Below are 14,137 nucleotides of genomic sequence, written 5' to 3'. Positions count from 1 at the left end.
TCTGGCTCGATACCTTTAGCTGAATGTATGGAATTTTAGATGTCGCTTGAGACCGCCACCCTGACCGCCGATGCCGCACCTAAGACGGCCACGCTTGAGAAAAGCCTGCTGCGCTTTTTGACCTGCGGTTCCGTTGATGACGGTAAATCGACCCTGATCGGGCGCTTGCTGTACGACACCAAGTTGATCTTTGATGACCAGCTTCAGTCGCTGGAGCGCGACTCCAAAAAACACGGCACAACCGGCGAAGATATCGACTTCGCACTTCTGGTCGATGGCCTTGAGGCCGAGCGTCAGCAGGGCATCACTATCGACGTCGCTTACCGTTTTTTTTCGACGCCTAAGCGTTCGTTCATCGTTGCTGACACGCCGGGCCATGAGCAATATACCCGCAATATGGCCACCGGCGCGTCCAATGCGGACCTGGCCATCATTTTGATCGACGCCCGCAAAGGCGTGCTGCCGCAGACCCGCCGCCATTCGTTCATCGCCTCTATGCTGGGCATCAAGCATGTGGTCGTGGCGGTCAACAAGATCGATCTGGTCGATTATGATCAGGCGCGGTTCGAAGAAATCCTGACCGCTTACCGTGAGTTTGCCGACCAACTTGGGTTCACGTCAGTGCAGGCCATTCCGCTGTCGGCGCGCTTTGGTGAGAACATGATCACACGCTCAGGCCTCATGCCCTGGTATGACGGACCATGCCTGCTGGAGCATCTCGAAGCTGTCGATGTCGAAAGCGTGGATGCCCAAAAACCCTTCCGCATGGGCGTACAGTGGGTTAATCGCCCCAACCTCGATTTCCGCGGCTTTTCCGGCACCATCCATTCGGGCGTGATCAAGCCCGGCGATGAGCTGGTGGTCGCCGGATCGGGTAAATCCTCAGTGCTGAAACGCATCGTAACCGCTGATGGTGACTTAAGCGAAGCCCGCGCCGGTACGGCGGTGACTCTGGTGCTTAACGATGAAATCGACGTGGCGCGCGGCGATACCTTTGCACATCCGCAAGGTCGCCCCGAAGTCTCCGACAGCTTTGCCGCCCATATCCTGTGGATGACGGACGAAGCCTTGCAGGTCGACCGGCCCTATCTGATCAAGCTCGGCCACAACTATATCCCGGCCCGTGTCACCCGTATTGAGCACAAGATCAATATCAACACCCTGGAACACGAAGGTGCGCACAAACTCGATCTCAATGAGATCGGCCTGTGCCATGTCCGCCTGTCGTCGCAAACCGCCTTTGATGCCTATGAGCTTAACCGCCATACCGGCTCATTCATCCTGATCGACCGCTTCACCAATGCGACGGCGGGCGCGGGCATGATCACCCAGGGGCTTAACCGCGCCACCCATGTCCACCGTCAGGAACTGACGGTTGGTAAGGCAGCGCGTCAGGAACTGAACGGCCATAAATCGGCGGCCCTGTGGCTGACCGGCCTGTCGGGGTCGGGCAAATCGACCATCGCCAATCTGGTGGTGTCTGAACTACACGCCCGCGGCATCCGCACCATGATGCTGGACGGGGACAATATCCGTCACGGCCTCAACAAAGACCTCGGCTTTACCGATGCTGACCGGGTGGAAAATATCCGCCGCGTCGGTGAGGTCGCCAAACTGTTCGTCGATGCGGGCACGGTTGTATTGTGCTCCTTCATCTCGCCGTTCGCCTCGGATCGCCAGATGGTGCGTGACCTGTTTGAGGATGGTGAGTTCTTTGAGGTGTTCATCGATACCCCGATTGAGGACTGCATCAACCGCGACCCCAAGGGCCTCTATGCCAAGGCGCTCAAAGGGGAGATCAAGAACTTCACCGGCCTCGACAGCCCTTACGAAGCGCCAACCAATGCCGAAATCGTCGTAAAGACCGAGCGCATGACTGCCGCCGAAGCCGCGGGTCAGATCATCGAGCGCCTGCGCGCGTCGGATCTGTTCAGCATGTACGACGGGGATTGGTCGATCTAATCTGTAAAAAGTCCTTCGCTGACGCTCAGTATACTTTTCACAGGAATCTGAAATGATAAGCCCTGCACTATATGGTGCAGGGCTTTTTGTTGGGCAGAATCTATGCGGCTTTATTACTTTACAACTGCCGAGCACGGATTAGCGGCAATTAGAGATCAGCGCCTAAAAATTGCTGAAGTTGGGAAATTAAATGATCCATTTGAGTTTCTTGGCTTAGAACTATCAGACCCGTTTGCACGTAAAAAAACGAAAGAAATCAAAAAAGCAATAGATAGCGAGACAGGTATTGTCTGCCTATCAAAAAGCTGGAAGCACCCGTTAATGTGGAGCCACTACGCTGATAAACACAAGGGCTTATGCCTTGGTTTCGACGTGCATTGTAAAGCCGAGAAAGTGGAATATGTAGCGAAGCGCCTTACTCCCGATACTCTCGGAGCCAATAGCTTATCCGAACTTACCAATCGTCAAGTTACAAATTCGTTTTTCTATAAATTCGAAGCTTGGGCATATGAGGCCGAGTATCGTTTAATTTGTTCAAAGACTTACCGAGATGCCGTTACAAAATTATGCTTTCAGCATTTTGGTGAAGATTTGACCTTAAAAGAGGTAATAGTTGGGTGTGAATCGACTTTATCCCAATGGCAAATTCAAGAGGTTCTGGGAAGCTCCAAGGAAGCAGTGGATACATTTAAAGTTAGGCCCGCCTTCAAGACTTTTGAAATTGTACGGGATAGACGTCGGAATGCTTTGAAATAACCCCTCCCTTGAAACGAAGTTCGGCGCAGCCAAATCAGGGAGGGGCTACGATCAGCGCTTCAACTGGTTGAGGTCGCGCACGGCACCGGTATCGGCTGAGGTCGTAAGCGCCGCATAGGCTTGCAGGGCCGCTGAGGCATAGCGTTCACGGTTCTTAGGCGTGAAAGCGTCCTGACCGCGGGCTTCTTCTTTCGCCCGGCGGTGGGCCAGTTCTTCCATGGTCACCCGCAATTCAATGGTGCGGTTAGGGATATCAATGTCGATGATATCGCCCTCTTCGACCAGAGCGATCGCGCTGCCTTCGCCCACATCAGGGCCTGGGCCGGGGTCTGGCGATGCACCCGTCTGCGCGAACGCGTTGGGTACGATTAGGCACAAACAGGCCAGAGCTTTGCGAAGCTTAATTATGTTAATCTTGCTTATATAGGTGTGCGTCGGATACAGGGATCATGCGATCTGCGGCATGTCCTTGAGCAGTTTGTCGAGTGTGATCGGATAGTGGCGCACCCGCACGGCGGTAGCGTTGTAGACGGCATTGGCAATGGCTGCCCCGACGCCGCAGATGCCCAGTTCACCCACGCCCTTGGCCTTCATAGGTGATGACATGGGGTCGGTCTCATCGAGGAATATCACCTCCTGATGCGGGATGTCGGCATGGACCGGGACTTCGTAGCCGGCCAGGTCATGATTAACGAAAAAGCCGTGGCGTTTGTCGATGACAAGGTCTTCCATCAACGCCGCTCCGGCCCCCATCGTCATGGCCCCGATCACCTGACTACGGGCCGATTTGGGGTTGAGGATACGACCGGCGGCACAGACAGCCAGCATACGCCGGATACGGATTTCCGCCGTGACTTCATTGACGCCGACCTCAACAAAGTGCGCGCCAAAGGTCGATTGCTGATGGGTTTTACCGAGGTCGCCAAATTCGATAAAGTCTTCGGCGACCATACCGCTCGCACCTGCGGCTTTGCCCAAATCAATACTCTTACGGCCAGAGGTGACCTTACCGTCAGCGAAAGTGGTTTTGGCCGGATCGAATTTTTGGGATTTGGCAATCATCTCACGCAGCTTGACGCAGGCGGCATAGACCCCGGCGGTTGAGGAATTGGCGCCCCATTGCCCGCCTGACCCTGCCGAGACCGGAAAGCTCGAATCGCCCAGTTTGACCACGACCTTATCGAGCCCAACACCCATCATTTCCGCCGCTGTCTGGGCGATAATGGTATAGGTGCCGGTGCCGATATCGGTCATGTCGGTTTCGACCGTCACCACACCTTTATTATCAAGCTTGACGCGGGCGGCTGATTTCATCGTCAGATTGTTGCGGAAAGCGGCCGCCACGCCCATGCCGGTTAGCCAGCGTCCATCGCGGGTTTTTCCGGGCGCACCGCGCTTATCCCAGCCGAAGTTGTCGGCGCCCGTGTGTAGGCACTTGATCAACTGACGCTGAGAGAACGGACGGGCCGGATTTTCCGGATCGACCTGAGTGTCGTTAATGACCCGGAACTTGATCGGATCGAGGCCCAGCTTTTCGGCCATTTCATCAATGGCGATTTCCAGCGCCATCAGGCCGGGAGCTTCACCGGGGGCGCGCATGGCATTGCCTTCGGGCAGGTCGAGCACAGCCAGCCGCGTGGTGATCAGGCGATTGGCCCCGGCATATAAGAACTTGGTTTGCTGAGTAGCATCTTCCGGCCCGCCACCGGCCAGATCACCTGACCAGTTTTCGTGGCCGATAGCGCTGATCTTGCCGTCTTTTGAAGCGCCGATGCGGATACGCTGTATGGTCGCCGGACGGTGCGGGGTATTGTTGAACATAAACGAACGCGGCAGGGCGACCTTGACCGGTCGCTTAGCCTGACGCGAACCCAAGGCGGCAAGGATGGCATCGGCGCGCACGAACAGCTTGCCGCCAAAACCGCCGCCAATATAGGGCGAAATCAGCCGGACATTGTCTTTCGGAATACCCAGCGTTTTGGCGACATCACCGCGCCCCCAGTCGATCATCTGATTGGCGGTCCACAGGGTCAGCTGATCGTCTTCCCATGACGCAATCGACGCATGAGGCTCCATCATGGCGTGGGCGTGGTCCGGTGTGCGGTAGGTGACATCAAGCTGAACCGGGGCTGCGGAAAAAGCGCCTGCGAAATCCCCGACGAGGCTGTCTTTGCTGTCCTTGTGGCGGGTGGCGGTGGTCCTGATGGCCTCAAGATCGTGCGCGCCCTTGGCCTTGGTGTAGCGCACCTTGATCAGACCGGCAGCCGAGCGCGCCTGCTCTAAGGTTTCAGCGACCACTAGGGCGATGGCCTGATGGTAATGCTCAATCTCCGGCCCGCCCAGCAGCTTGGCGGTATTGAAATTGCCCTTATCAAGCTTACCTGCCGTATCGGCGGTGACGATGGTGATCACGCCGGGAGCCGATTCCGCCTTGCTAAGGTCGAGGGCAGCGATGGTGCCTTTGGCGATAGTGGCACCCACCACATAGCCGTAGGCGGCATTGGGCGCGGCCTCATGCTGCTCATAAGCGTAAGGCGCCATGCCGGTGGTTTTCAAAGGCCCGTCGATGCGGTCGGTCGGTTTGCCGACGACTTTGAGCTGATCAATCGGGTTGGTGGTGGCGGGGGTATCGAATTTCATGATTTAAGCCCTCGCGTCCATAAGTGCGGCACTGAGCGTGCGCTCTACCAGGGTGATCTTGAATTCATTTTCAGGGGTTGGCGTCGCATCGGCCATCAATTTTGCCATAACCGCCTTGGCCCCTTTGGGCAGGTCAGTCTCGGCCTTTTCTACCCGCCACGGTTTGTGGGCAACCCCACCGAGCGCCACGCGACCAGTACCGTCAGGTTGAATGACCGCTGCGACCGACACCAGCGCAAAGGCATAGGAGGCGCGGTCTCTGATCTTATGGTAGACATGGCTGCCGCCGATCGGCTTGGGCAGAGTCACGGCGGTGATGAACTCACCGGTTTGCAGCGCGGTTTCAATGTGCGGCGTGGTGCCCGGCAGTTTATGGAAATCAGCGATTTTGATGCGGCGTGTCTTGCCGTCGGGTTTGACGGTTTCAACTTGCGCATCCAGCACGCGCATAGCCACCGCCATATCGCTGGGGTGGGTGGCGATGCAGGCGGTGCTGGCCCCGACCACGGCATGTTGACGGCTGAAGCCACCGATGGCCGAGCAGCCACTGCCGGGCGCGCGCTTATTGCAGGCCTGAGCCGTGTCATAAAAATAGGGGCAGCGGGTGCGTTGCAAGAGGTTGCCCGCCGTCGTGGCCTTATTGCGCAACTGACCCGACGCACCGGCAAGTAAAGCCCGCGACAGCACACCGTAGTCGCGCCTGACACGGTCGTCCGCAGCCAGATCGGTATTGCGCACCAGCGCCCCGATGCGCAAGCCACCGTCATCAGTGGCTTCGATCTTATCCAGCCCCAATCCGTTGACATCAATCAGATGCGGCGGGGTCTCGATCTCCAGCTTCATCAGATCCAGAAGGTTGGTGCCGCCCGCGATAAATCTGGCTCCCGGCGTCTTGGCGGCCTTGGCGGCGGCTTCGGCAGGTGAGGTGGCGCGCTCATAGGTGAAGGATTTCATGCCGTGGCTCCCGCAACTTCGCTCATGGCGTCGATGATGTTGGAATAGGCCCCGCAGCGGCAGATGTTGCCGCTCATCCGCTCGCGCATTTCGTGGGCGCTGACCTGTGGGGTCGCGGTCAAATCATCGCTGACATGGCTGGGGATGCCTGCCTTGATCTCTTCCAGAACCGCCACGGCTGAGCAAATCTGGCCCGGCGTGCAGTAGCCGCATTGATAGCCGTCGTGCTTTATAAATGCCGCCTGCATCGGATGCAGCTTATCCGGTGTGCCTAAGCCTTCGATGGTGGTGATCTCATCGCCGTCGTGCATGACCGCCAGCGACAGGCATGAGTTGATGCGTTTACCATTGACCATAACCGTGCAGGCGCCGCACTGGCCGTGATCGCAGCCCTTCTTGGTGCCGGTCAGGTGCAGATGTTCGCGCAGGGCATCGAGCAGCGTCGTGCGCAAATCAAGTTCCAGAGCTTGATCTGCGCCATTGACCGAAAAGCTGATCTTGGAGATTACCGGCTGGCTGAGGTCGGCGGTTTGCGCGGTCGTCGCCGTAGCGGCGCTGCTGAGAGCGGCCGCCGCACCTGCCGTTATAAGAAGGTCGCGCCGGTTGGGGGATATATCAATGGGGGAGGCCATGTCGTTTCCATAGGGCTGTGGGGGCAGGGAAAGCAGAGGCGTACGGGGGGAGTATAGCCTGAAATTTACGCGCGCATTGTCGGTTATTTTCAATAGGGCCTATGAGCCCAATTCATAAAAGCGTGATGCCTGTGATCAGGGAGGGACGTGGTCCACGGTAAGCGCATATCTGGAAACTAACTGATGACTGATTATGAGATAAGCTGCTAAGATTTGCATGAGGCTATGAGGAGAATTCATAAATGCCACGTGAGAATATAAACGACCTCATTGCCTTTGTGACGATTGCGCGTGAGGGAAACTTCACCAGAGCGGCGAGGAAGCTGGGCGTTTCACAATCTGCTCTGAGCCATACCCTGCGCGGGCTTGAGACGCGGCTGGGCATACGGCTTTTGACGCGCACCACCCGAAGCGTTGCCCCGACCGAGGCGGGCGAGCGTCTGCTCAGAACCGTAGCCCCACGCTTTGATGAGATAGATGCGGAACTGCTGGCTCTGACGGAGCTGCGCGATAAGCCATCGGGCACCATCCGGATCACTACGGGTGAACATGCGGCAAACACGGTTTTGTGGCCGGTGATTGAGAAACTTCTTCCGCTTTATCCGGATATCACGGTTGAAATCACGGTTGACTATAGCCTGACCAATATCGTCTCCGAGCGTTATGACGCCGGTGTGCGCTTAGGGGAGCAGGTCGCAAAAGATATGATTGCGATACGCATCGGGCCGGACATGCGCATGGTGCCGGTGGGCACTCCGGATTATTTTGCCAAGCGGGATATACCTGTGGTTCCGCAGGACCTGACCGCTCATAACTGCATCAATCTTCGCCTGCCCACGTCCGGGACGATCTATGCCTGGGAGTTCGAAAAGCAGGGACGTGAGTTAAAAGTCAGGGTGGATGGCCAACTGGTGTTCAACAGCCTGCCGCAAGTTATGACGGCGGTACTCGCCGGGGTCGGCGTCGGGTTTCTGCCAATTGACCTGGTGCAGCCCCATGTCGACGCAGGGCGCTTAGTGATGGTTCTGGCTGACTGGTGTGAGCCATACCCCGGATATCACCTTTATTATCCATCCCGTCGGCAGCACTCGGCCGCATTTTCGGTCATTGTTGATGCCCTCAGATATCGCGGCGAGCGATGAGCCTTACCGGATAGTCTCCCCACTAGGAGTTTGAAATGCGGTTAAATGTTACTGCAAAAAATATCAAATAAGGGTTTTTCAAACTTCCCCGGACGATTGCAGCCGGCGAACTAAAGCGGACAAACGCTTAACTTCTAAAATGCCAGCGCGGTGAAAGCTCGGTTGAAAGGCTCTATCCGGAAGCTGATGCCGGTAAATATCTACGCGTCACTTCAAGCCAAAAACGCCGTTTTCATGTTCAAGTATATTCAGTCTTCATCAGTACCTCTGGTGTCGGCAGGTATCTGTTTTGGAACACCAGCATTGCGGCCCCCATAGGGGCAGCGTCCGCGACAGCTCTGGCCGGGCGGATATTGGCTATGGCGGGGGCGTGCGGGAGGCGTTGTGCCAGCAATCCATTCAAAAGATCGCAAATGCGTTCTATGACCATGGCGGGCAGGCGACCGCCAATAATATGAGCCTCCGGGTTCAGGGCGCAGTTTAAAACGGCCACAGTCCCCAGAAGCTCATTTGCCGCCAGTCGGGACCAGATTTCAATGGCGTCGGCATGAGCGGGATCGTCCGTCCGGATATCGGATGGTGTTGAAACCTTGACGCCGCGCTCTGCCAGAAACGCATAAAGCGAATAGAGCGAAAGATTGTCCTGCACGATGCCGTCCTGCGACGGTTGAAAAAGACTGCGCGCTATGAAGGCGATTTCACCGCTTCGTCCTTCTGCGCCTCTGTAGGGCTGGCCGCCGATAATCAGGCCGCATCCCAGTCCGGCGCTCATCAGGGTGAAGATAAAGTGCTGATAGGGGCCGCCGCCGCCAAAATGCAGTTCTCCGATGGCGGCTGCCGTCGCATCATTTTCAATATAGGCGGGCAGGGCGAGTGCTTCGGAAAAGAACTCACCGACGTCGATCTGAGACCATATTTCATAGCCAGCGGGCTTATTTGGCAGGGGAATGTCGCCGAGCTTGTCAGGAATTCCAATGCCTATGCCGGCCAGGCGGTTCATGTTGAAGCGCTTTTCACGTTTCAGCCGGTCTATTTGTGTCTGTACGAAGGTCAGGACATCCTCCGGCAGGGCAAAGTGACCTTCCATGCAGGCGCGATCGACGACCCTTCCCCCAAAGTCCATCGCTACCAGAGTGGTATGATCCCGATCAATGTTCAGCCCCAGAGCATAGGCGCCCTCCGGGCGAATGACGAACTTGCTGGCCGGTTGTCCCCGGCTGCCCAGCACTTTTCCGCTGGTTTGGATCAACCGCTCCTCCAGCAAGCGATTCGTGATCTTGGCGACGGCAGGGGGCGTCAGGCCGGTAATGGTCGTCAGTTCGCTGCGGGTGATGGAGGTGTTTGATCGTATGGCCTGAAGTATAACGCGCTGATTGTGCTCGCCTGCCCGCACAAGGTTCGTTCCGGACAGGCCCTCAGATGCCATCGGGGTCTTGCGCGCCCAGTCCATAGAGGTGGCCCTGATGTGAGCGGAGGGGATCACGCGCTGACGGCCAAATTAGAGGGGGCGATGGAGGCGGCGGCGCGCGGCGGGATATCCGAGGTGTCTCTCCACAGATAGGCTGCGCCCCGGACGCCGGATGAGTCTCCCCAACGCGCCGGAGCAATGCGCGCCTCCCATGCGTCCGAAAACACGCGTGTTCGGATTTGATCGGGCAAATGCTCATATATTTCCGAAACGTTTGAAAGGCCGCCACCCAGGACAAACACTTCGGGATCGTAGAGATTGACGAGGGTTGCCAGTGTCCGCCCTAGCCGCGAGATAAAGCGCTGAAACGCCGCGTTCGCGTGCGGGTCACCTTGCCGCATTGCCGCTATGATAGCCTCAGCCGTGAGAACCTGGCCTGTGTGTACGGTGAAATCCCGTGCGAAGCCTGTGCCGGATACCCAGGTTTCGACGCAACCCCTTTGGCCGCACCAATATGGCGGGCCGGGCGATTCATCGCCTTCGGCCCACGGTAGGCCGAAGTGGCCAATCTCACCGGCAATACCGTTGGCGCCTTGTATCAGTCTGCCGCCTAAAACGAGGCCGCCCCCGAATCCGGTGCCTAAGATCACGGCGGCGACGCTGTCGCTGCCTGCGGCCGCGCCGTCCATAGCCTCAGACAGAGCCAGGCAGTTGGCGTCATTGGACAATCGAACCGGCCGGAGTAAGGCTTCTTGAAGGTCTGTAAGGAGCGGGCGGCCGTTTAACCATGTGGAGTTGGCGTTGCGCACCACGTCGGTGCGCGGTGACACTGAACCGGGGATGCCTATGCCGCCCCCTGCGGATTTAAGCTTTTGGTCACCGATTTTATCACGCGCCATTTGTTCGGCCGTCGTTATTAACTCAGCGATGGCTTTAAGGGCCGGGGCGTAGGCGCCGGGATTTGGTATGCGTTCCCTGGCTAAGAATGCGCCGCTTGAATCAAGGATGGCGGCCTCAATTTTCGTCCCTCCGAAATCAATCCCGGTATAAATCATGCTGTCGATTCCCTTCAGGCGTGCGGGCCTGACTGTACGCTGTCGCCAACTTCACGGCCAATTGGCATTACCAATTAAGTGTTGTGTATATTGGGGCTTCGCCAAAGTGAAGCGGTATTGGCCTTACCATTAAATTTTTATCTGAAGCGAACTAGATGCGCAATGTTTGAGCTTAAATTATGTTTTGAAAATAAATATTTCAAATTTTGTATTTAAAATCAAGCAAAAACAATCATCTATGATCTACATGTGACTTTTTTATCTCATTGTCAAAATTAGGAAGGGGTATATGGTCGTACAAATTGACGCGTCAATCTGACCCTGATAGGGGATTGGTCAGACCTATTATGTCATTGGTGGCATGACGGCTCATAAAAATAAGAAACCGGCTTAAGACCGGCATGATCAGGAAAGGAAACCTATGGTGTACCCATTAAACTCTCGTGCCAGGCTTGCTTGGAGAGCGGCGCTGCTTTGTGCCACGGTTATCGGCGGCATGCCTGTGATCGTCAGCGCGCAGGAGGCGGCACCTGCGCCTGCGGATGACGAAATCAATACGGTCGTCGTTACCGGCATCAAGAAAAGCTACCTTGATGCGGTCCGCGCTAAACGCAGCAATATTGAAATCACTGACGGGATTTCATCGGACGGTCTGGGGCGTTTCCCGGATCTGAACGTCGGCGAAGCGTTGCAGCGCGTGCCGGGCGTGCAAATCAACCGTGAGGCCGAGGGCCGTAACGCCACAATCAATGTGCGTGGTATGCCGGGCTCTTATGCCCAGACGACCATCAACGGGGTTTCGTTTGCTGCGCCGCCGTCTCTGGCGAATGATCAGGGGGCGCCTCTGGGGGCCTTTAATTCAGATATCTTCTCGGCGTTTGTTATTCAGAAATCACCGATGGCCAATGCGCCGTCCGGCGGCCTTAGCGGTAACGTTGACATGCAGATTGCGCCGGCCTTGTCCCGTAAGGACGGCGGTACGTTCAAGGCGTCTTATGAGTATAACGAGCTGGGTAAAAATCTGGCACCCGCGTTTACGATTGGCTACAATAAGCACCTGAATGAAAACCTAGCGGTATTTGGCACGGTAGCCTTCAAAAAGGAAAACTTCCGCCGCGATACGCTGCGCTTCAACGGTTATAGCCGTCTGACCCCGACTCTGACGGGCTTGAGCAATTCGCAGTTTGCGACGACCTATGGTGATTACTATTCGGCGTCGGATTGCCCGGCGGGTACGACATCATTTTGTTATTCGCTCAAGAATGCGCTGGGTTTACCAGCTACAGGCGATGTCACGCCCTTCCTGAGTAGTGCTACCGGCTCGAAGGGCAATACGGGCGTTTATGCGCTGGATGCCATTCGTCAGTATACCCGCACTAACGAAGGCGACCTGTGGACGGCGTCCGGCGGTATCGAATGGAAGCCGAATGCCAGCACCAAGGTGGGTATCGTTGGCTACTATACCGATCGTGACCTGCCCAAGACGACCCAGCACTTCCTGATCAATGCGGTTTGGGCTGGCAATGGCACCATGACGCCGTCTGGCACGCCGGTGCAGACTTCGGACGGTCGTTGGCTCTATGAAACGGTCACCCACAACAACTTCCCGGCCAAGATCTCGACGCGTCAGTACGGTCAGCATCAAAAGGCCGGCGGTATCGTCGCGAATGCCGAGTGGTCGAGCGAAGAATGGAAAATTGACGGGGTGCTGGCCCTGTCCAAAGGTGAAAACTCATCGATTGAAACTGAACTGAACCTTCAGACAAACTCCGTCAGTGGTGGCGGAACCAATGGCATCAGCGGGACGATCACCACCGGTTTTGGCGATCTTGATGATTTCAGCTATTCGGTCACGCCGTCTCCGCAAAATATACTCTTTACGTCAGGCTGGACCTGGCAAGGGCCACCTACCGGGACTGATCCTGCCGGTTACCTTCAACCGGGCGGACGTTACTACTTCAGCCTGAGCGGTTCAGAGTCTCTGGCGGAGGAAACCGTCAATTCGGCGCAGGTCAATGTCGAGCGTTTCGTAGACTTTGGCCCGATCAAGAGCATCAAGGGCGGTGTTCAACTGCTGCAAAACAAGTTCCAGTCGCGCGGCTTCCGCAATATGGGGTTTGGCCTTCAGATGCAGAATATTACCGCGGATATGGTCTATACGCCGTCGTTCGTGGGTGACTTCATGAACGGCGATGCCGATATCACCACCAACTGGATCACGTTCGATGCTGAGCGCTTCATTGATGCGGTGACTCCGGTAACACCCTATACCGCATCAGGCGGCGGTTTGACGACGGCCGGCTTCAATATTCAATATGCCGACGGTGCCTTTGCTGACTATAACTACAACACACAAAACGATGTTAGTCAGGCCTATATCCAGTTCAAATTCGATACGGATGTTTTGGGCCACCGTGTTCGCGGTAATTTCGGCACACGTTATGAATCGACCGACAACACAATCGATTCCTACGATGTTGTCACGCCGTTCGCCAACTCGGTCGGGTCTCTGTCGAACTTTGAATGGCAGAGCATTGAGAACAGCTATGATTATTGGCTGCCGTCGGCTATCTTTGCGGCTGATATTACCGATGATCTGCTGCTGCGTGGGGCCTACTATAAGACCTATGTACGTCCGCAGGCGCGTCAGTTCTCGCCGGTTACGCGCATCTCACCATCGCCAATTGCAAATGCCAGCCTATCCTCTCCAACCATCAGCGTTTCTGACGTAACTGTGCGGATCGGTAACAACAAGTTGCAGCCCTATCTGGCCGATTCTTATGATCTGTCGCTTGAGTGGTACAATCGTCCGGGTGGTATGGTCTCTCTGGCCTATTTCAAGAAGATCATCACCGGTCGTGTTGTGGCGACCGCTGATCCGGCGATCCTGTGTCCGGCGGACGGGTCGACCTGGGGCTTTGGGGCGTTGTCATGGGACGGTCAGTATTGTACCGCAACGGCCCTGTCCACGGCGAGCAGTATTGTTCACGTTCTTGCGTCGGGGGCTTATAATCTAGACAAGGACACGACCGTTGAAGGGGTTGAGTTCAGCATCCAGCAGAACTTCGACTTCCTGCCCGGCTTCTGGCGTAACTTCGGCGGTAACTTCAACTATGCCTATACGGACTCCAAGAGCCCGGCGATCGCGCCGTTCCCAGGGATTTCAAAGCATGCCGCCAATGCGATCCTGTTCTATGAAACCTCCAAGTTCGGTGTCCGGGCCGTTTACAACTACCGCACCGATTATCCGCTCAATGCCAACGGCACCTATACCGGCGGCGCCCGTTCGGTGAAGGAGCGCGGTCAGCTTGATCTGTCGGCATCCTATAACCTCACCGACGCGATCACGCTGTCTCTGGATGCTTACAACATCACCGATGAGAAGCGTTACGAGTATGAGAACGATGAGCGCTTCGTACGCTGGATCGATTATGACGGCCGCACATTCACACTGAGTGCCCGCGCCGTATTCTAACGAAGTTCCCTCCCCCTGGGCGGGCCAGTTCTTCCTTGCTGGCCCGCCATTTTTCTTTTGAAGCTGCATTATCAGATGCGGGATGGCTCACGGCCAGGCGTAATCCGGTCATC

10 protein-coding genes are annotated in these 14,137 nt (G+C 56.3%); 4 read left to right on the top strand and 6 right to left on the bottom strand.

From position 1 onward, the window contains the following. Positions 1 to 39 precede the first annotated feature (39 nt). Both cysN and IE102_RS01275 read left to right on the top strand, forming a co-directional pair. Positions 40 to 1,962: a sulfate adenylyltransferase subunit CysN gene (gene cysN / locus IE102_RS01280; RefSeq protein WP_189484569.1), complete on the top strand. Its 1,923-nt coding sequence runs from the start codon at positions 40 to 42 to the stop codon at positions 1,960 to 1,962. Positions 1,963 to 2,064: 102 nt separating this feature from the next. Beyond that, the gene (locus tag IE102_RS01275; protein WP_189484568.1) at positions 2,065 to 2,718 is read left to right on the top strand and encodes a DUF2971 domain-containing protein; all 654 of its coding nucleotides are present in this window, start codon (positions 2,065 to 2,067) and stop codon (positions 2,716 to 2,718) included. Between the two features lie 51 nt (positions 2,719 to 2,769). Here IE102_RS01275 and IE102_RS01270 read toward each other — a convergent pair whose 3' ends face one another. The 4 genes from IE102_RS01270 to paoA form a co-directional block, all read right to left on the bottom strand. Beyond that, the gene (locus IE102_RS01270; RefSeq protein WP_229807511.1) at positions 2,770 to 3,027 is read right to left on the bottom strand and encodes a dihydroxy-acid dehydratase domain-containing protein; all 258 of its coding nucleotides are present in this window, start codon (positions 3,025 to 3,027) and stop codon (positions 2,770 to 2,772) included. A gap of 138 nt (positions 3,028 to 3,165) precedes the next feature. After that, positions 3,166 to 5,358 carry an aldehyde oxidoreductase molybdenum-binding subunit PaoC gene (gene paoC, locus IE102_RS01265; protein ID WP_189484567.1) on the bottom strand — a complete coding sequence of 731 codons (2,193 nt, stop codon included), beginning with the start codon at positions 5,356 to 5,358 and terminating at the stop codon, positions 3,166 to 3,168. Positions 5,359 to 5,361: 3 nt separating this feature from the next. Continuing rightward, positions 5,362 to 6,312 (bottom strand): FAD binding domain-containing protein, encoded by a 951-nt coding sequence (locus IE102_RS01260; protein WP_189484566.1) that lies wholly within the window; start codon positions 6,310 to 6,312, stop codon positions 5,362 to 5,364. Beyond that, entirely contained in the window at positions 6,309 to 6,944 is a 636-nt protein-coding gene (gene paoA, locus IE102_RS01255) for an aldehyde dehydrogenase iron-sulfur subunit PaoA (RefSeq protein WP_189484565.1), read from the bottom strand. The genes IE102_RS01260 and paoA overlap by 4 nt, the downstream gene beginning before the upstream one ends. 242 nt (positions 6,945 to 7,186) lie before the next feature. On the opposite strand from paoA, the gene IE102_RS01250 reads away from it, so the two are divergent. Continuing rightward, complete coding sequence (locus IE102_RS01250; RefSeq protein ID WP_189484564.1) at positions 7,187 to 8,086, top strand: LysR family transcriptional regulator; 900 nt, start codon at positions 7,187 to 7,189, stop codon at positions 8,084 to 8,086. A gap of 238 nt (positions 8,087 to 8,324) precedes the next feature. On the opposite strand, the gene IE102_RS01245 is transcribed toward IE102_RS01250, so the two are convergent. After that, positions 8,325 to 9,569: an ROK family transcriptional regulator gene (locus IE102_RS01245; protein WP_229807510.1), complete on the bottom strand. Its 1,245-nt coding sequence runs from the start codon at positions 9,567 to 9,569 to the stop codon at positions 8,325 to 8,327. Next, positions 9,566 to 10,549 (bottom strand): ROK family protein, encoded by a 984-nt coding sequence (locus tag IE102_RS01240; protein WP_189484563.1) that lies wholly within the window; start codon positions 10,547 to 10,549, stop codon positions 9,566 to 9,568. Before IE102_RS01240 ends, IE102_RS01245 begins: the two co-directional genes overlap by 4 nt. 496 nt (positions 10,550 to 11,045) lie before the next feature. On the opposite strand from IE102_RS01240, the gene IE102_RS01235 reads away from it, so the two are divergent. Beyond that, positions 11,046 to 14,024, top strand: coding sequence for a TonB-dependent receptor (locus tag IE102_RS01235; protein WP_229807509.1), 2,979 nt, complete (start codon positions 11,046 to 11,048; stop codon positions 14,022 to 14,024). Positions 14,025 to 14,137: the final 113 nt, after the last annotated feature.

The organism is Asticcacaulis endophyticus, assembly GCF_014652575.1.
GTDB lineage: Bacteria > Pseudomonadota > Alphaproteobacteria > Caulobacterales > Caulobacteraceae > Asticcacaulis > Asticcacaulis endophyticus.
The sequence above is the reverse complement of the archived record's forward strand: the minus strand, read 5'-3'. Positions and strand labels throughout refer to the sequence as shown.

Coding starts and splice junctions, on each gene's coding strand:
- cysN (WP_189484569.1), top strand. CDS start 40: ATGTCGCTTGAGACCGCCACCCTGACCGCCGATGCCGCACCTAAGACG.
- IE102_RS01275 (WP_189484568.1), top strand. CDS start 2,065: ATGCGGCTTTATTACTTTACAACTGCCGAGCACGGATTAGCGGCAATT.
- paoC (WP_189484567.1), bottom strand. CDS start 5,358: ATGAAATTCGATACCCCCGCCACCACCAACCCGATTGATCAGCTCAAA.
- IE102_RS01260 (WP_189484566.1), bottom strand. CDS start 6,312: ATGAAATCCTTCACCTATGAGCGCGCCACCTCACCTGCCGAAGCCGCC.
- paoA (WP_189484565.1), bottom strand. CDS start 6,944: ATGGCCTCCCCCATTGATATATCCCCCAACCGGCGCGACCTTCTTATA.
- IE102_RS01250 (WP_189484564.1), top strand. CDS start 7,187: ATGCCACGTGAGAATATAAACGACCTCATTGCCTTTGTGACGATTGCG.
- IE102_RS01240 (WP_189484563.1), bottom strand. CDS start 10,549: ATGATTTATACCGGGATTGATTTCGGAGGGACGAAAATTGAGGCCGCC.
- IE102_RS01235 (WP_229807509.1), top strand. CDS start 11,046: ATGCCTGTGATCGTCAGCGCGCAGGAGGCGGCACCTGCGCCTGCGGAT.